Source organism: Sphingopyxis sp. Geo25 (assembly GCF_949769135.1).
In the GTDB taxonomy this organism is placed as follows: Bacteria; Pseudomonadota; Alphaproteobacteria; order Sphingomonadales; family Sphingomonadaceae; genus Sphingopyxis.
On record NZ_CATKOZ010000010.1, the window covers coordinates 1 to 17,579 of the forward strand.

Annotated in this window: 17 protein-coding genes; 8 read left to right on the plus strand and 9 right to left on the minus strand. The window is 68.8% G+C overall.

Going from position 1 to position 17,579, the window contains the following annotated elements:
* The first annotated feature begins 255 nt into the window (after positions 1 to 255).
* Genes QOL68_RS18025 through QOL68_RS18035 form a run of 3 tightly spaced genes read left to right on the plus strand, consistent with a single transcriptional unit; the run spans position 256 to position 4,108 of the window.
* Complete coding sequence (locus QOL68_RS18025; protein WP_282950425.1) at positions 256 to 1,791, plus strand: NAD(P)/FAD-dependent oxidoreductase; 1,536 nt, start codon at positions 256 to 258, stop codon at positions 1,789 to 1,791.
* A 23-nt stretch (positions 1,792 to 1,814) separates the two neighbouring features.
* Positions 1,815 to 2,249 (plus strand): GtrA family protein, encoded by a 435-nt coding sequence (locus QOL68_RS18030; protein ID WP_349252337.1) that lies wholly within the window; start codon positions 1,815 to 1,817, stop codon positions 2,247 to 2,249.
* Positions 2,246 to 4,108 carry a hypothetical protein gene (locus QOL68_RS18035; RefSeq protein WP_282950424.1) on the plus strand — a complete coding sequence of 621 codons (1,863 nt, stop codon included), beginning with the start codon at positions 2,246 to 2,248 and terminating at the stop codon, positions 4,106 to 4,108. Before QOL68_RS18030 ends, QOL68_RS18035 begins: the two co-directional genes overlap by 4 nt.
* 4 nt (positions 4,109 to 4,112) lie before the next feature.
* Here the strand turns inward: QOL68_RS18035 and msrB are convergent, their stop codons facing one another.
* The 4 genes from msrB to QOL68_RS18055 form a co-directional block, all read right to left on the minus strand.
* Positions 4,113 to 4,601: a peptide-methionine (R)-S-oxide reductase MsrB gene (gene msrB, locus QOL68_RS18040; RefSeq protein WP_282950423.1), complete on the minus strand. Its 489-nt coding sequence runs from the start codon at positions 4,599 to 4,601 to the stop codon at positions 4,113 to 4,115.
* Between the two features lie 58 nt (positions 4,602 to 4,659).
* Positions 4,660 to 5,916, minus strand: a complete 1,257-nt coding sequence (locus tag QOL68_RS18045) for a cytochrome P450 (RefSeq protein ID WP_282950422.1) — start codon at positions 5,914 to 5,916, stop codon at positions 4,660 to 4,662.
* A 373-nt stretch (positions 5,917 to 6,289) separates the two neighbouring features.
* A complete protein-coding gene (locus QOL68_RS18050) occupies positions 6,290 to 7,534 on the minus strand; it encodes an ABC transporter permease (RefSeq protein ID WP_282950421.1) in 1,245 nt (414 codons plus the stop codon).
* Complete coding sequence (locus tag QOL68_RS18055) at positions 7,531 to 8,481, minus strand: ABC transporter ATP-binding protein (protein WP_282950420.1); 951 nt, start codon at positions 8,479 to 8,481, stop codon at positions 7,531 to 7,533. Before QOL68_RS18055 ends, QOL68_RS18050 begins: the two co-directional genes overlap by 4 nt.
* A gap of 67 nt (positions 8,482 to 8,548) precedes the next feature.
* Between QOL68_RS18055 and queG the strand changes: the two genes are divergently transcribed.
* Positions 8,549 to 9,613 (plus strand): tRNA epoxyqueuosine(34) reductase QueG, encoded by a 1,065-nt coding sequence (gene queG / locus QOL68_RS18060; RefSeq protein ID WP_282950419.1) that lies wholly within the window; start codon positions 8,549 to 8,551, stop codon positions 9,611 to 9,613.
* Between the two features lie 2 nt (positions 9,614 to 9,615).
* Here the strand turns inward: queG and QOL68_RS18065 are convergent, their stop codons facing one another.
* The gene (locus tag QOL68_RS18065) at positions 9,616 to 9,984 is read right to left on the minus strand and encodes a hypothetical protein (RefSeq protein WP_204993549.1); all 369 of its coding nucleotides are present in this window, start codon (positions 9,982 to 9,984) and stop codon (positions 9,616 to 9,618) included.
* Positions 9,981 to 10,661, minus strand: coding sequence for an EI24 domain-containing protein (locus QOL68_RS18070; RefSeq protein ID WP_282950418.1), 681 nt, complete (start codon positions 10,659 to 10,661; stop codon positions 9,981 to 9,983). Before QOL68_RS18070 ends, QOL68_RS18065 begins: the two co-directional genes overlap by 4 nt.
* 110 nt (positions 10,662 to 10,771) lie before the next feature.
* Between QOL68_RS18070 and QOL68_RS18075 the strand changes: the two genes are divergently transcribed.
* Both QOL68_RS18075 and QOL68_RS18080 read left to right on the plus strand, forming a co-directional pair.
* A complete protein-coding gene (locus QOL68_RS18075; protein WP_282950417.1) occupies positions 10,772 to 11,770 on the plus strand; it encodes an adenosine kinase in 999 nt (332 codons plus the stop codon).
* 72 nt (positions 11,771 to 11,842) lie between these two features.
* Positions 11,843 to 12,100, plus strand: a complete 258-nt coding sequence (locus QOL68_RS18080; RefSeq protein ID WP_215352164.1) for a hypothetical protein — start codon at positions 11,843 to 11,845, stop codon at positions 12,098 to 12,100.
* 1 nt (position 12,101) lies between these two features.
* On the opposite strand, the gene QOL68_RS18085 is transcribed toward QOL68_RS18080, so the two are convergent.
* The 3 genes from QOL68_RS18085 to tsaD form a co-directional block, all read right to left on the minus strand.
* Positions 12,102 to 13,637: a lipopolysaccharide biosynthesis protein gene (locus QOL68_RS18085; protein WP_282950416.1), complete on the minus strand. Its 1,536-nt coding sequence runs from the start codon at positions 13,635 to 13,637 to the stop codon at positions 12,102 to 12,104.
* Between the two features lie 73 nt (positions 13,638 to 13,710).
* Positions 13,711 to 14,703 carry an NAD(P)H-dependent glycerol-3-phosphate dehydrogenase gene (locus QOL68_RS18090; RefSeq protein ID WP_283404336.1) on the minus strand — a complete coding sequence of 331 codons (993 nt, stop codon included), beginning with the start codon at positions 14,701 to 14,703 and terminating at the stop codon, positions 13,711 to 13,713.
* An 11-nt stretch (positions 14,704 to 14,714) separates the two neighbouring features.
* Entirely contained in the window at positions 14,715 to 15,749 is a 1,035-nt protein-coding gene (gene tsaD, locus QOL68_RS18095; protein ID WP_282950414.1) for a tRNA (adenosine(37)-N6)-threonylcarbamoyltransferase complex transferase subunit TsaD, read from the minus strand.
* A 131-nt stretch (positions 15,750 to 15,880) separates the two neighbouring features.
* Here tsaD and hemC point away from each other — a divergent pair, with 131 nt between their 5' ends.
* Both hemC and QOL68_RS18105 read left to right on the plus strand, forming a co-directional pair.
* A complete protein-coding gene (gene hemC, locus QOL68_RS18100; protein WP_282950413.1) occupies positions 15,881 to 16,834 on the plus strand; it encodes a hydroxymethylbilane synthase in 954 nt (317 codons plus the stop codon).
* Positions 16,831 to 17,517: a uroporphyrinogen-III synthase gene (locus QOL68_RS18105; protein ID WP_282950412.1), complete on the plus strand. Its 687-nt coding sequence runs from the start codon at positions 16,831 to 16,833 to the stop codon at positions 17,515 to 17,517. The genes hemC and QOL68_RS18105 overlap by 4 nt, the downstream gene beginning before the upstream one ends.
* Positions 17,518 to 17,579 lie beyond the last annotated feature (62 nt).

Consider the following 17,579-nt stretch of genomic DNA (forward strand, 5'->3'; position numbering starts at 1 on the left):
CAGGCTCCTCACAGTGAGCCTGAATCACAGCGGCCTGCTCAAATCAATGGGTCCTGACCCTAAGAGGTCCGCACAATCGCCTGAGCGGCAAAGATCGGTCGTTAGCGGTCATCGAACCCCGATCGGCGGGGACTTTCCGACGCGGGGGCGTGATCGGGCGGGCTGCGGCACCCGAATGTGCGCGCGTTAACCAGTTTTTATCCATGTTCGGCGCAGAGCGGACCGCAGCAAGTATTTGCCTGTGGGGGACTCTTGATGACCGACGCCCAAGTGCCGAGCAACCGCCCGACGAGTGCCGATGTCGCCATTATCGGCGCCGGGCCCGCGGGGCTGACGGCCGCCTATCTGCTGACCAAGGAAGGTTACAGGGTGACGGTGATCGAAAAGGATCCCGTTTACGTCGGCGGCATCAGCCGCACCGTTGAGCATGAGGGCTTTCGCTTCGACATAGGCGGTCACCGCTTCTTTTCGAAGGCGCAGGAAGTCGTCGACCTGTGGAACGAGATTCTGCCCGACGATTTCATCCAGCGTCCGCGGATGAGCCGCATCTATTATGAGGGCAAATTCTACAGCTATCCGCTGCGCGCGTTCGAGGCGCTGTGGAACCTCGGAATTTTCCGGTCGGCCTTGTGCATGGCGAGCTATGCCAAGGCGAAGCTGCTGCCGAACAAGAAGGTGCGCAGCTTCGAGGACTGGACGGTCAACCAGTTCGGCCACAAGCTCTATTCGATCTTCTTCAAGACCTATACCGAGAAGGTGTGGGGGATGCCGTGCGACGAAATGTCGGCGGACTGGGCGGCGCAGCGGATCAAGGGGCTTTCGCTCGGCGGCGCGGTGATCGACGGGCTGAAGCGCAGCCTCGGGCTCAATAAAAAGCCGAATGACGGCATGGCGACCAAGACCCTGCTCGAGACCTTCCGCTATCCGCGCCTCGGGCCCGGCATGATGTGGGAGGCGGCGGCGGGCAAGGTGCGCGCGGGCGGCAACCATGTGCTGATGGGCCATAGCTTCAAGCAGTTGACGCAGGATCAGGTGTCGGGCCGCTGGCGGCTGACCGCGGCCGGCCCCGACGGCGACGTCGTGATCGACGCGGTGCATGTGATCAGCTCGGCGCCGATGCGCGAGCTTGCGGCGCGCATCCATCCGCTGCCGGCGTGTGCGCTGACCGCGGCGCCGAAGCTCAAATATCGCGACTTCCTGACGGTGGCGCTCAAGATCCGGTCGGAAGACCTGTTCCCCGACAACTGGATCTATATCCACGACAGCAAGGTGAAGGTCGGTCGCGTCCAGAATTTCCGCAGCTGGTCGCCCGAAATGCTGCCAGATCCCGACCTTGCATGCGTCGGTCTCGAATATTTCTGCTTCGAGGGCGACGGGCTGTGGTCGTCGAGCGACGCGGATCTGGTCAGGCTCGCGACCGACGAAATGGCGATCCTCGGCCTGTGCGATCCGAAGGATGTCGTTGGCGGCGCCGTGGTCCGGCAGGAAAAGGCCTATCCGGTCTATGACGACGATTATGCCGCGCATGTCGCGGCGATGCGCGACGAGCTGGAGGCGCGTTATCCGACGCTGCACATGGTCGGCCGCAACGGCATGCACCGCTACAACAACCAGGATCATGCGATGATGACCGCGATGCTGTCGGTGCGCAACATCGTCGCCGGCGCGCGTGTTTACGACATCTGGGGTGTCAACGAGGACGCGGAATATCACGAGAGCGGCAGCGAGGGCGAACAGGCCGCGCTGGCGTCGGTTCGCGAGGTTCCGTCGCGCATCGACAAGGCCGCCTGAGCAGCGCGCGGGGCGTCATGGCGATGATGCGCACCCTCCGGACCCTGATGGCGACGGTTCGCCGCGGCGAGATCCGCTGGCTGAACTATCTGCTCGCGAGCGGTTTCGCGCTCGGCAGCGACGCGGGACTGTTCCTGTTGCTGCTCGACGCCGGGCTGCCGCCGATGGCGGCGTCGGCGATCGGCTATTGCGCGGGTATCCTCGTTCACTGGCTGATTTCGAGCCGCCTCGTCTTCGCCGACGGCGCCGCCGAGCGCGGCACGGGCGAGCGCCACCGTCAGAAGCTGCTCTTCGTCGGGTCGGCGCTGGTCGGGCTGGCGATCACTACCGCGATCGTCGGGGTCGGCACCGCGATGGGGCTCGACCCGCGGCTTGCGAAGCTTGCGGCGATCCTTGTCAGCTTTCAGACGACCTATCTGCTCCGCCGTCATATCGTTTTCCGGGCCGCCGCAGCATGACCGCCGCGGCGCCGCCGCTCGCCGAGGGCGCCGCCGGGACCGGCGCCGTACCCGAACCGGGCTCGAGCGGCTTTTCGCCCTGGTTCACGCCGCTCCGCATCGCGCTGATCGTGTGGACCGCGATGAGCATCGTCGCGGTGATCGCGCAGTGGCATGCGATCCAGATCCTCGAACTCAGCGACACCGACGACGCGATGCGCATGGCGCAGGTGCGCGATCTGCTCGCCGGGCAGGGTTGGTGGGATCTCACCCAATATCGTGTCAATCCGGCGGGCGGCGGGGTGCTGATGCACTGGTCGCGGATCGTCGATGCGCCGATCGCGCTCGGCGTCTGGTTGCTGAAGCCGCTGCTCGGGCAGGCGCTGGCGGAGCAGGTGGTGATGACGGTCTGGCCGCCGCTGCTCGGCGCTGCACTCAGCGTCGCCTGCGCGCTCGGCTACCGGAATTTGCCCGACAAGCGCATCGCCTATGTCGCGCCGCTCTATCTTGTCACCGCGGGTTTCATCGTCGTGCAGCTGCGCCCGCTGCGCGTCGACCATCATGGCTGGCAGATTTTCCTCGCGATGCTGATCCTGTGGCAGGCGCTGCGTCCGGCGAGCCGGCAGGCAGGGCTGATCGCCGGGGCGTGCGGCGCGGCGCTGCTCGCGATCTCGATCGAGGGTCTGCCCGTCGTCGCGCTGTTCGCGGGGCTTTGCGCGCTGCGCTGGGCGCTGCACGCGCGCGCCGACGATCGCGTGCGCCTGACCGGCTATATGGCAGGCCTCGCGGGCGGGGCGCTATTCTTCCAGTTTCTGACGCGCGGGCCGATGGGATTGGCCGGACGCTGGTGCGATTCGCTGTCGGCGCCGTATCTCGGCGCCTTCGCCGTCGCAGCCGTTGCGGTGCTGGCGATTGCGGCGGTCGATCCGGCGCGGCGCTGGGTGCGCTTCGCGGCCCTCGGCGGCGCGGGGGTGCTCGCGGCGGCGGCGCTGGTGGCGATCGAACCGCTGTGCGCGGCCGGACCCTTTGCGACGCTCGACCCGATCGTCGTCCATTACTGGTATCGCAACGTCCTCGAAGGCCAGCCGGTCTGGGCCTCGCCGGCGCATTCGGTCTTTTTCGTCGTCGTGCCGTGGCTCATCGGGCTCATCGGATCGCTGCTTGCCTGGCGCGCCGGCAAGACGGCCGAGGACCGCCGCGCGTGGACGACCGTGATCGTCGCGCTGGCCGGCGCGTCGGCGCTGTCGCTGCTCGTGCTGCGCAGCGCCGGGACCGCGCATCTGTTCGCGATCCCGGGTTCGGCGTGGCTTGGCCTTCGCGGCTGGCTGCGCGCGCGGCAGATCGCGGCCCTGCTGCCGCGCGTGATCGCGTCGGCGCTCGCGGCGCTGACGCTGCCGATGCTCGGCAGCCTTGCGGTCGCCGGGCTTGCGGGGCTTGTTTTCCCGGCGGTCAAGGCCGATCCGCGCGCGGTCGACGCGTCGGTGGCGAAGCGGACGTGCGTCGATCCGCCGACGATCGCGGCGCTCAACCATATGCCGAAGGCGACGCTGCTCACCCCGATCGACCTCGGCGCGCCGCTGATCTTCTGGACGCACCATGCGATGGTCGCGACCCCGCATCACCGCAACAAGGAGGCGATGGCCGACACGCTGCGCGTCTTCACCGGCGATCCCGCGAAGGCCGAGGCGCTGGTCCGCAAGCAGCAGGCGAGCCTGATCGTCTATTGCGCCGGGGCGAATGATTTCACGCGCTACCGGCGCGAGGCGAAGCAGGGGCTGGCGGCGCAGCTTTATGCGGGGAAGGCGCCTGCATGGCTCGAACCCGTCGCGATGCCCGCGGGCAGCAGCCTGGCGGTCTGGCGGGTGAAGCCGGCGTCCTGACGGGTCAGGCGGGGCGGAACCCCAGCGCCGCGCCGTTCATGCAATAGCGCTTGCCGGTCGGCTTCGGCCCGTCGTTGAAGACATGGCCGAGATGGCCGCCGCAGCGGCGGCAATGCACCTCGGTCCGCGGATAGCCGAGCTCATAGTCGGTCGAGGTCGCGATGGCGCCCTTCAGCGGGGCATAGAAGCTCGGCCAGCCGGTGCCGCTGTCATATTTGGTCTGGCTCGCATAGAGCGGCAGCGCGCAGCCCGCGCAGACGAAGGTGCCGCGGCGATGCTCCTTGTTGAGCGCGCTGGTGAAGGGACGCTCGGTCGCCGCCTCGCGCAGGACGCGAAACTGCATCGGGGTCAGCCGTTTCGCCCATTCGGCGTCGGTCAGCCGCCAGCCGGGTTCGGCGAGCGGGCGCTTGCCGGGCTTGGCGAACAGCATCGGCGCGGCGATCAGCGCGCCGCCGAGTGCGAGGCCGGACAGGATATAGCGGCGTTCGATCATATCGGGCTTCCTCATGACCGGGATACGCGGCGAGGCTGCGCCCGGTTACGCCCGGCTGTCAATATTGCTCGAGCTCGACCTGCAGGTGGCGATAGCCGTGGACGAAGCAGGCGTTGACGCGCTCGGGCTCGCCGATGACGTTCACGCGCAGGCGGCGCTTCTGCATTTCGGAGATCAAGGTCGTGAGCTGCAACTCGGCGACGCGGGCGCCGACGCAGCGGTGGATGCCATAGCCGAAGGCGAGGTGGCGGCGCGCATTCTCGCGGTCGACGATGATCCGGTCGCCGTCGGGGAATATCTCTTCGTCGCGGTTCGCCGAAGCGTACCAGAGCGCGAGCTTGTCGCGCTTCTTGATCTGGTGGCCGAACAGCTCGGTATCCTCGGTCGCGGTGCGGCGCATGTGCGCGAGCGGGGTCTGCCAGCGGATGATCTCGTGCATCGCGTTGACCGCGAGGTCGGGGTCGTGATTCGCCTCGAGCTTCGCGCGTTCCTCCGGGAAACAGTGGAGGCCATAGGCATAGGCCGACATCGAATTGCGCGTCGTGTCGTTGCCGCCGACGATGAGCAGGATGAGATTCCCCATGAACTCATTCTCGCTCATATGCTTCATCGCGTCGGACTGCAGCATGATCGAGATGAGGTCGTGCTTCCCGGGGTTCTGCGCTTTGCGGTCCCACAATTGCTTGAATGCGCCGCCCATCTCGAACGCCACGGCGAGGCGCGCGTGGCGTTCCTCGACGGTGCTGAAGCTTTCGATGTCGCCGAGCGCGTCGGACCAGCGCGTGAGGTTGTGGCGATCCTCCCACGGGAAGTCGAACAGGATCGCGAGCATGTCGGTGGTAAGCTCGATCGAGACTTTCTCGACCCAGTCGAAGGGCTTGCCGATCGGAAGCGTGTCGATCAGCGCCGCAGTGCGCGCCTGGGTGTCGGCGCGCATGCGCTCGATCTCCGACGGGCCGAAGGCGGGGGCGACGGTGCGGCGCTGCGCGGTGTGCTGCGGCGGGTCCATCGCGATGAACATCGGCATCGGCACATCGCCTTCCTGCAGATGATCGATGCCGTCGCCGGCGACGGTGATCCCGCCATATTCCCACGACGAGGAGAATATCTTGGGCAGCGCCTCGATATGCTGGATCGGCTTGTAGGTCGTCACCGACCAATAGGGACCGAACTTCGAATCCTCGCAATAATAGATCGGCGATTCGGCGCGCAGCTGGCGCATCGGTTCCTGCCAGACATCGTTGCGCCACAGCTCGGCGCGGCTGAGGTCGAGCGGATTGACGGTTTCGGATGCGGGGCGGATCTGGGTGGCCATGGGGGGTCGCTCCTCTCTGGGCCGTCTCCGCGGCCGATTCAGTTGCAGAATGCCACTATTTACAACTTTGTCAATGGAGCCGAGGGGGTCAGTTTGGGGTGGTTTCCAGACATTCGTCATCCCGGACTTGATCCGGGATCCACGACTTCAACGCCGCGCTGGATCCCGGATCAAGTCCGGGATGACGAAGTGGGAATGGCTAAATTGCGGTGGGGAGCGGTCGCCCCAAGCTCGTCATGATGAACTTGTTTCAGCATCCATGGCCGGGCCTTGCATCCTACGCCGCGCCGAAGGAAACGGCAGACCATGGACCCTGAAACAAGTTCAGGGTGACGATGAAAGATAGGTCGGCCTTCGTTCGAAAGCGGCCAGCCTAGGTCCGCTTCTTCTTCCAGAATTTCCAGCCGCTGCCGCTGCTGAGCACGCCGGCGCGGAACAGGCGGACAGAGAGATAGACGGTGAGCGCGACCCAGATCGCCTGCCAGCCGAGCGCGAGCAGGTGGACGCCGACCGCATCGTCGGTAGCGGCGCGCGCTGCCATCGCGAAGGGCGACGAGAAGGGGAAGATCTGCGCGAAGCGGGCGAGGCCGGTGCCGGGGGCGCTCGCCGCCGCGGCCGAGAGACTGAACATGCCGACCTGGAAGATGGTGATCGGCAGGCTGAGCATCTGGATCTCGCGCACCGTCGCCGCCTGCGCGCCGACGCCGAGAAACGCCGCGCCCAAAAGCAGGAAGGCCATGATGAAATAGGCGAGCGAGATGCCGAGGAAGAAGAGCCAGCCCGTCGCGGGCGCGGCCATCAGCGCGGGCTTGGCGGCGCCCGCGGCCGCGCCGGCCGCCGCGATGGCGGCGGGGTCGGCCTGAAGCGCGTAGAGAAATCCGCCGCCCATCGCGAGCGCGAACCAGAAAGCGATGAAGAGTATCGCGACGCCGAGCATCCCGAGCAGCTTGCCGAGGAAGACGCTTTCGAGCGGCACTGCGGCGGCGAGAATCTCGATGACCTTGTTGCCCTTTTCCTCGGCGAGCGAGCTCACCGTCTGGCCCGCGAGCAGCAAGGTGAGGAGGAAGATGGTGAACACCGCGCCAAATGCGAGGCTTTGCTGTGCCGCAATGCTGTTGCCGCCGTTCGACAGGCTTTCGAAGCGCGGCGCCACGGGTGGCAGCGGCCCGGCGGCGCGCGCGCGTTGCACCTCGGTGGCGAGGAGGACGAGATAGCGTCCCGGGCTGCTGCCCGGTTCGCGCTCGACGATGCGCGGCGCGGCGAGCGGTCCGCTCATCACCGCATAGGTGTCGCTGCCCTTTTCGCGCGCGATGGCGACCGGATCGGCGGCCGGGGACACGACGCGGAGCACAAGAACCGCTGGTTCGCGCGGCATCGCGGCGCGCAGCCGGGCATCGGCAGTGCGCAGCGCTTCGATATCGGCAGCATCGGCGATCGCGACGATCCGCCCCGCCCCGCGCGCGCTGTCGGCGAGCTGCGCGGCGCCGGTGCCGCCGGCGAGCCCCATTGCCAGCATGAACAGCGGCGCGAGCAGGAAGAGCAGAAAGGTCGGGGTGGCGACGATGGCGAGGAAATCGCGGCGCGCGACGACGCGCATATTCCTGAGGAAGGCGTTCATGCCGCGGCCTCCTCGATCGCGTCGTTTTCGGGCGAGGCGTCGAAACCCGCGTCGACCTGCCGCACGATATGGACGAAGGCGTCGTGGAGCCCGGGGCGCGCGATCGACAGGCCCGCGACGCCGTGCCCGCTCGCGGTGATTCGCGCCAACAGCGGTTCGACCTCGCCATCCTCGATGGCGAAATGCCACGCGTCGCCCTTGCGCAACGCCGCCGAGGGAAGCAGCGCCGCGACGGCGTCGCTACCGTCGCGCGGCGTATAGCGCACCTGCATCGGCAGCAGCGCGCGCGCTTCGTCGACGGTCCCCTCGAAGCGGCGCTGCGAGCGCGCGATGATCGCGAGCCGGTCGCAGAGCCGTTCGGCGTGCGCCATGACATGCGTAGAGAAGAGGATCGTCGCGCCGCGGTCGCGTTCGCGCCGGACGAGCATTTCGAGCCGTTCCTGGTTGACCGGGTCGAGCCCCGAGAAGGGCTCGTCGAGGACGATCAGGTCGGGGGCGTGGACGATCGAGCCGATCAGCTGGACCATTTGCGCCATGCCCTTCGACATCTTGCGGATCTTTTCGTCGATCACGCGTTCGAGGCCGAGTTCGGTCATGAAGGTCGCGGCGCGGCGGCGTCCCTCCGACCAGTCGAGCCCGCGCAGCGCGCCCATGAAGGCGATCGCCTCGCGCGCTTTCATGCCCGGATAAAGCCCGCGTTCCTCAGGGAGATAGCCGATACGATGGCGCACCGATTGCGGCTTGTGGCCGCCCAGCAACCGGCTCGTGCCCTCGTCGGGGTCGATGATGCCGAGGGTCATGCGCAGGCTGGTCGTCTTGCCCGCGCCATTGGGTCCGAGCACGCCATAGATGCTGCCCGCCGGAACCTGAAGCGACACATGGTCGACCGCCTTGAAGCTGTCGAAATATTTGGTGAGGCCATCGGCCTCGACGCTGTAGTCGGTCAAACGCTGGTCCCCGATCTTCGGTCACGCCGTCTATGGCACGGACAGGCGGTTGCCGTATAGAGCGCCAATGGTTGCCGAAGCCTTGCCTGCCCGTTCCGAAACGCTCGAACAGCGGCTCGAAGCGGTCGCGCGCGCGCGCGGCTTTGCCGCCTTCGGGATCGCGCGCGCCGACGCGGCGCCCGAAACCGCGGCGCGGCTCGACCGCTGGCTGGCCGAGGGATGCCACGGCGACATGATCTGGATGGAAAGCCGCAGCAGCCAGCGCGGGTCGCCGCAAGGGCTGTGGCCCGAGGTGCGGTCGGTGATCGCGCTCGGCATGAGCTATGCGCCCGAGGTCGATCCGCTGGCGCTGGCGGAGGTTCCGACACGCGGCCGCATCTCGGTTTACGCGCAGGGCGCCGACTATCATGACGTCGTCAAGAAAGCGCTGAAAGCCGTCGCGCGCTGGCTCGTCGCCGAGGCGAAGGAGGCAGAGGTCAAGGTGTTCGTCGACACCGCGCCGGTCATGGAAAAGCCCCTGTCGGCGGCGGCCGGGCTCGGCTGGCAGGGCAAGCATACCAATCTGGTCAGCCGCGAGCATGGCAGCTGGCTGTTCCTTGGGGCGATCTATACGACGCTCGACCTTGCACCCTCGGTTGCGGGGCGCGATCGTTGCGGCAGCTGCGCCGCGTGCCAGCAGGCGTGCCCGACCGATGCCTTTCCCGCGCCCTACCGCCTCGATGCGCGGCGCTGCATCTCCTACCTCACGATCGAGCATGACGGGCCGATCCCGGTCAAGCTGCGGCGCGGCATCGGCAATCGCGTCTATGGCTGCGACGATTGCCTTGCGGTGTGCCCGTGGAACAAGTTCGCCGACACGGCGGCGCGGCACAAGGCCTTCCTGCCGCGCGGCGAACTGGTCGCCCCGGCGATCGCCGACCTTCTCGCGCTCGACGATGCGGGGTTCCGGCAGGTGTTCGCGGGGTCGCCGATCAAGCGTATCGGGCGCGGGCGGATGGTGCGCAACGCCGCGATTGCGGCGGGAAACAGCGGCGATGCGCGATTCCGGGCGCGGCTGGAAGAACTGACGCAGGACGAATCGCCGATGGTGGCCGATGCGGCGGCGTGGGCGCTTGCCGAACTGGCGTCCTGACGTCAGCGTCTGAGCGCGTTCACGCAGCTGTCGACATTGGCATCGCGCCCCTCGGGCGTGCGGGCGTCGACGTGCGTCGCGACCGGCTCGGCACCCTGTTTCGGGGCGTAATAATAGATGTCGAGGATACAGGCGGTGCCCGCGAACTGCAGCTTGCGGCCGGCACCCTCGGCGACGTCGAGGCGCGGCTTGCCGAATTGCGACAGCGCTGCTCCCGCACGCTGGCCGACGAGGCTGTTGTGCTGGACGATACGCGGGGTGACGGGTGGCGGCGCGGCGACCGGCCGCGCCGGGCGCGGTACGGCGGTGGTTCCGCAGCCCGCCAGGCCGGCTGCAAGCAGGATCGTCGGCAGCAGCCGGATCAGTTTCATCGCGGTTTCCCGTCGCTCAGGTGCAAAAGATGGACGGCCATAGCGGCGCTCAGGATCGGGGCCAACAGATTGGCGACGGGCACCAGGAAGCTTGCGGCGGACAGCAGGCCGAGCGACCAGCGTGTCGGCCGGTCGAAGCGCGGCCGGTCGGGGTGGCGCGCAAGCACCATCGCCTCGAGATCGCGGCCGAGCAGCAGTGCATTGACGGCGAGGGCGAGGATCGGGGTGCCGATACCCGTGACGAGCAGGACGATATAGAGCGGCAGCGCGAGGAGGTTTCCCCCGATGAGGCGGCCGAGCGAGGCGAGCGCGAGCGCGATATTCTGTCGCCAGCCGACATCGACCGCACGGCTTGCGGCGGCGGGATAGTGGCGCCCCTCGACATCGGCGACGATCGCGTCGGCGAACAGCCCGACGACGACGATCGCGACAGCGCGGAAGAGCAGCCAGCTTCCCGCGACGAGCGCGAGGGCGATCAGCACGCCCGCCATGTCGAGGCTCGCACCGTCCAGCCAGCGCCAGTGCGCGAGTGCCCAGCGCACGCCGAAGAAGATCGCGGCACCCGCGGCGGCGAAGATCAGCAGGGTGAGCGCAAGACTTTGCGCGAGGATGCGGATCACGCGCGGGCTCGGCAAGTCCCTGAGGGCAAGCAGGAAAGCGTGGACGGTGCGGGTCATCATAGGGGGATGGGGCGCGGCGGGCCGCTTCGTCAAGCGATGCGCTTGCCTAGACGCGCTGTCGCCCCTAAAGCGCGCGGCAGTTTTCCCCGACCAACACAGGATTTTTCATGGCCTCCACCGCCCGTTTCGACGTCGTCGCCATTGGCAACGCCATCGTCGATGTTCTTGCCCGCGCCGACGATGCGCTGATCGAGGCCGAGGGCCTGACCAAGGGGTCGATGCGGCTGATCGACGGCGACGAGGCCGAACGTCTCTATGCGGCGATGGGGCCCGCGGTCGAGGTTTCGGGCGGCTCGGCCGCGAACACGCTCGCGGGCATGGCGGCGCTCGGCGAGCGCTGCGCCTTCATCGGGCAGGTTGCCGACGACCAGCTCGGCCATGTGTTCACGCACGATTTGCGCGCGCTGGGCGTCGCGTATGAGACGCCGGCGCTCAAGGAAGGCGCGCCGACCGCGCGCTGCCTGATCCTCGTCACCCCAGACGGGCAGCGCACGATGAACACCTTCCTCGGTGCGAGCCACCTGCTCGAACAGCGGATGATCGACGAGGCGTGGATCGCCGACGCCGAGATCCTCTATCTCGAAGGCTATCTGTGGGATCCCGAACTGTCGCGCGCGGCGATGCGCCGCGCGATCGACGTGTCGCGCGCGGCGGGGCGCAAGGTCGCCTTCACGCTGTCCGACGCCTTCATCATCGACCGCCACGGCGCCGATTTCCGCAAGCTGATCGGCGCGGGGCTGTTCGACATATTGTTCGCGAACGAGGTCGAGATCTGCGCGCTCGCCGAAACCGACGATTTCGAGGCGGCGGTCGCCAAGATTGCGCCACAGGTGCCGCTGCTGGTCGTCACGCGCGGTGCGCGCGGCGCGATCGCGCTCCGCGATGGGACACGAACCGAAGTCGGCGCCGAGCCGATCGAGGCCGTCGTCGACACGACGGGGGCGGGCGACCTGTTCGCGGCGGGATTCCTCTCCGGCCTCGCCGAAGGGCGGCCGATCAAGGATTGCCTGACGATGGGCGCGGTGTGCGCGCGCGAGATCATCGCGCAAGTCGGCCCGCGCGCGCAGACCGACCTGAAGGCGAAGGTCGCCGCGCGCCTCGGCTAGGGTCAGGATCCCGGGAACTTTTGCGTTCGCCGAAGCGTCCTTAGCGCCATAGTGCAAAAAGGAGGCTTCGATATGGCCGACGAAATCCACACGACGCGCGATCCCGACGGGACGACGCACACCACCACGGTCATCGACCGCGAACCACGCCGCGGCGGTGGGATCGGGGTTGGCCTGATTGTCCTAGTCGCGATCGTGATCGCGGCCTTTTTCGCCTTTCAGTTCCTTGCGAACGACAAGACCGAAACGGGTGCGATCACCGAGGCAGCGCAGAAGGTCGGCGACGCCGCACAGGACGTTGGTGACGCGGCGCAGAAGGCGGTCGATTAGGTCAGGCGGCCGGCGCCGCGGTCTCGGGGTGTTTGCGGAACAGCGCGCGGTCGGCGGGGCCGAAGCCGCGGGTCCAGATCAGCCAGGCGTAGATGCCGAGGATGAAGGGGACGCCGATCAGCAGCTCGGCCCATTCGGGAAGCTTCGTCGCGCCCCAGCCGAGAACCGTCGCGCCCGCCGTCGCCCAGACGAGCGCCCAGCGCAGGCTGTTCACCGGCGCGCCGAGGATGTTCGCGAGCAGCCGCGCCTTGACCAGCGATGCAAAGCCGAGCGCAAGCATCAGCGCGAGTGCGACCGCGGCGGCATAGTAGATCGGGTCGAGCCCCATCGAGCGCGCGACGAGGATCAGCGCGACGCTGAGCACCGCCTGCAGCGCGAGTGTCGCAAGGCTGATCAGCAGGTTGCGGTGGCGCGCGACATAGACGAGCGCGGCCTCGCTGACGACCGCGGTGGCGGCAACGACCTCGGCGGCTAGGAGGAAGGCGAGCGCGCCCGCGCCGCCGACGAACTGCGGTCCGACGAGGCCCATGACCGCCTCGCCCGGGATGCCGAGCGCGAGCGCGATGCCCGCCTGCGCGGCGATGATCCAGAAGCCGACCTGGCTGACCTGTGCCGCCACGGCGGCAAGCCGCTTTTCGGCGAGGTTGCGCGTGATCACGGGGCCGAGGATCGGCTCGAAGCTGGTCTTGAGCTTCTGCGGCAGCGAGGCGACCTGCTGCGCCATATAATAGATGCCGTAGATCGTCGGCGAGGTGAACTGGCCGAGGATGAAGAGGTCGAGGCGGCGCGTGCCCCACTCGATGGCATCGGCGGCCGCGAGCGGGGCGTTGCGCCGCGCAACTTTGAAGAGGTGCGCGGGATGCGGCTGCCAGCCGCTCGGACCGCCATAATGGCGGATCATCGGAACGAGCGCGGTCAGGAAGGCGCCGACCATCGCGCTGCCATAGGAGAGCATCAGCCCGTCGCGCGGCGAGACGAACCAGAAACCGGCGGCGGCGATGCTGATCACCCACGGTTCGACGACGGCGCGCGCGCGCACCGTCGCGCCGACGTCGAAGCGATAGGCGCAGGCGGCGAGCGCGACGTCGGTGCCCGCGATCGCGAAGACCAGCAGCGCCATCCAGCGATCGGTGCCGTCGATCGCCCCGGCGGGGAACATCAGACCCGGAAAGAGGAGCAGGATCGCCGAACCCGCCGCCGACGCGAGGAAGGCGACGAACATCCCGTCCCAGACGACGGTGCGCTGGTCGGCGCCCGGCGCGCTCAACTGTTCGGCGAGGCCCCGCTTGAGGCCGAGCGTCGCGAGCTGCGCGACGAGTTCGATCACGAGGACGGCGAAGGCGAAGCGCCCGACCGCCTCGGGCCCGTACCAGCGCCCGGCGAAATAGAGGAAGGGCAGGCGCGCGACGAGGCGCAGAACGAAGCCGAAGAAATTGGTGCGTCCGCCCTTGGCAAGCGCCGCGGTATCCGCCTCGGCCTGTGGCGCCGTAGCGGACGAATCGGGGGTGCGCGCGGTCGCGCTGTCCGTCTGGCTCAAGCCTGGCGCCCCTTCTGCATGTCCCCGCGCAGTCTAGCGCGGGGGTGCGGGGCAGGCAATCGGTGCAAAAGACTCATCGGCCCTCTGGTCGGAGCGGCCGGCTGAGCAGGGCCTGAATCGCCTCGCCCGCGCGAATCTCGCCCGCGACGAGCCGCGCGACGGCGTCGGTGATCGGCATGTCGATGCCGTCGGCGCGCGCCGCGGCCGCGACGACGGGCGCGCTGAACGCGCCTTCGGCCACCGTGCGGCGGTCGGCCATCAGCCTAGCGGCATCCTCGCCGCGCCCGAGCCCCTGGCCGAGCGCGAAGTTGCGCGAATTGGACGAGGTGCAGGTGAGGACGAGATCGCCGAGCCCCGCGAGCCCGGCGAGCGTTTCCGCCTGCGCGCCGCGCGACAGGCCGAACCGCGTCATTTCGGCAAAACCCCGGCTGATCAGCGCAGCGCGCGCGTTGAGGCCGAGCCCGGCGCCGTCGACAATGCCGCACGCGATCGCGAGGATATTCTTGACCGCCCCGCCGATCTCGGCGCCGATCATGTCGGTCGACACATAGGGACGGAAATGCGGACGCGCGAGCGACCCGGCGATGGCCTCGGCGGTCGCTGTGTCGGCCGCGGCGAGCGTGATTGCGGTTGGCAGGCCGGCGGCGACTTCGTGCGCAAAGGTCGGGCCCGAGAGCACCGCGAGCGGCCTCGCGGGGCAAAGCTGTTTGGCGATGTCGATCGGGAAGGCGAAGCTTCCCGCCTCCATGCCCTTGCTGCAGAAGATCAGCGGCGCAACGCCCGCGGGCAGATCGGTCAGAACCGCGCGCAGAAAGGGCACGGGGACGACGACGAGCAGCGCATCGCAGGCGGCTAGATCGGCGAGCGTGCCCGTCGCGGTCAGCGAGGGAGAGAGCGTGGCGCCCGGCAAGAAGAGCGGGTTGCGATGCTCGGCGTTGATCGCGGCGACAACCTCGTCCTCGCGCGCCCAGAGGCGCACCGGCGCGCCGTCGGCAGCGAGCATCTGCGCGAGCGCGGTGCCCCATGCGCCGCCGCCGATCACGCCGAAGTTCGAATATGATGTCATGCCTTCACGCGTCATGCTTTCACTCCGGCTCCGCGCACGGCTTCGGCTTCCGGGTCGAGCGGCCAGCGCGGGCGCGCGGCGGTATCGAGCGGATCGGTGAGCCCCGCGGCGAAGCGTTCGGCGCCCGCCCAGGCGATCATCGCGCCATTGTCGGCGCAGAGCCAGAGCGGCGGCGCGACGAAAGGCTTGTCGAAGCGGCTTGCGAGATCGGTGAGCGCGGTGCGGATCGCGCCGTTCGCCGCAACGCCGCCCGCTACGACGAAGGCGGTCGCTTCGGGGCAGGCCGCGAGCGCGATGCGGCTGCGGTCGACGAGGCAGTCGACGACCGCCTGCTGGAAGGAGGCGGCGAGGTCGGCGACGGCATGCGTGCCCGACGCCGCGGCGCGCGCGACCGCGCTCTTGAGCCCGGCGAAGGAGAAATGGGGCTCGGCGCTGCCGACGAGCGGGCGCGGCAGCGGCACGGCTTTCGGATCGCCGCGCTGGGCCGCGCGCTCTACCGCGGGGCCGCCGGGATAGCCGAGCCCGAGCAGCTTCGCTGTCTTGTCGAACGCTTCGCCCGCGGCGTCGTCGATCGTGGTGGCAAGGCGGCGATAGGCGCCGACGCCTTCGACGAGCAGCAACTGGCAATGGCCGCCCGATGCGAGCAGCAGCAGATAGGGAAATTCGAGCGCGGCGTCGGTGAGCCGCGGGCTCAGCGCATGGCCTTCGAGATGGTTGACCGCGACGAGCGGCTTGTTCGCGGCGTGCGCGAGCGCCTTGCCGGTGACGAGCCCCACCATCACGCCGCCGATCAGGCCCGGGCCCGCGGTCGCGGCGATCGCGTCGACGTCGGCGAGCGTGACGCCCGCGTCGGCGAGGACGCCCTCGACGAGCGGCGCAAGCCGGTCGACATGCGCGCGCGCGGCGATTTCGGGGACGACCCCGCCATAGGGCTGATGCTCGGCCTCCTGCCCCGCGACGCGGTGCGCGAGGACGCGCCGGTTGCTGTCGACGAGCGCTGCCGCGGTTTCGTCGCAGCTCGATTCGAGGCCGAGGATGAGAGTCATATGATCGCGCGCCCTTTACCCGCCCCTTTGCGGGCAGGGCAAGGGAGAGAGAGATGCGAGCCTTTCCCCGCCGAAAACCGGATTGGAAAAACCGGTTCCCACTTTTTCGGGAAATGCTCTAGCGCGTGAATATGGCTTCGATTCCGCTTCCGACAACTGCCCGCCCGCTGCGTATCGGCACGCGGGCCTCGCCGCTGGCGCTCGCACAGGCGCATATGGCCGCCGCCGCACTGGCCAAGGCCCATGCCTTGGCGCCCGAAGCGCTTGAAATTGTGGCGATGACCGCGACCGGCGACAAGATCCAGGATCGCCCGCTCGCCGAGGTTGGCGGCAAGGCGCTGTGGACGCGCGAACTCGACGCCGCGCTCGATGCGGGCGCGATCGACATTGCCGTCCACTCGCTGAAGGATGTCGAGACGATCCGCGACGCGCGTTTTGCGCTAGGCGCGATGCTCGAGCGTGCCGATCCGCGCGACCGGCTGGTGGTGCGTGGCGGCGTCACGGCGACGACGATTGCGGACCTGCCGCACGGCGCGCGGCTGGGGACGAGCAGCCCGCGGCGCGCGGCGCAGGTCAGGCGGCTGCGTCCCGACCTGGTGACAACGCTGCTGCGCGGGAATGTCCAGACGCGGCTTGCAAGGCTCGAAGGCGGCGAGGTCGATGCGACCTTGCTCGCGGCGGCGGGGCTCGACCGGCTGGGAATGCACGACATCGGGCAGGCGCAGGCGATCGACCTGCTGCTGCCTGCCGCCTCGCAGGGCGCGATCGGTATCGAATGCCGTGCGGATGACGCCGCGACCTTCGCCCTGCTCAAGGCGATCGATCATACGCCGACGCATCGCGCGGTGGCGGCCGAGCGCGCGTTGCTCGCTACGCTCGGCGGCGATTGCCGTTCGCCGGTCGCGGCTTACGCACACTGGCTGGACGATGGCGCGCTTCGCCTCGACGCCGAAATCTTCTCGGACGACGGCGCCGAGCATGTGGCGGGCCATGCGCTGGTCACCGGTCGCGGCGATGCCGAGGCGCTGGCGCATCGCCTACTGGACGAAGCTCCGGGCAGCGTGCGGCGCCTGTTCGCCGTATGAGTGGCGGCCTGCCGCTGCTCGTGACGCGCCCCGAGCCGGGATGCGCCGCGACGGTGGCGCGGGCGCGGGCGCTGGGGCTCGACGCGCGGCCGCTGCCGCTGTTTGCGGCGCGCGCGCTCGAATGGGTAGCGCCCGATACGCGCGACCATGACGCGCTGCTGATGACGAGCGCGAGGGCGGCGCGGCTGGGCGGGCCCGGGCTGGCCACGCTCGCGGCGCTTCCGGTTTATGCGGTGGGCGAGGCGACCGCTGCTGCGGCGCGCGATGCGGGGTTCGGCGTCGCCGCCGTCGGCGAGCGCGACGCCCAGGCGCTGCTCGACGGCATGGCGTCATCGGGAAAGCGGCGAATCCTGTGGCTTTGCGGGCGCGACCGTTCGACGTTCGCGACCGAACTGACGGTGACGGCGCTGCCCGTCTATGCGGTCGATCCGGTCGATCCGGCCGCCGGTTGGCGCGATTCGGTCGCGGCGCCGGCGGTGGTCCTTGCCCACTCGGCGCGGATCGCGGCGCGGGCCGCCGACCTCGCCGGAGCGGCAGTTAAGCATTTGACCTTGCTGGCGATCAGCGCCGCGGCCGCCGATGCGGCGGGTGATGGCTGGGCGGAAAAGGCGGTTTCGCCGCGCCCCGATGATGCCCCGATGTTGGCAGAGGCGGTCCGTTTGTGCCACAAGGGTCGCCAATAGGGTCGTTCGAAAGAGACACATGACAATCGAAAGCATCGACAGGCCGGCGTCCTCGGACGGCG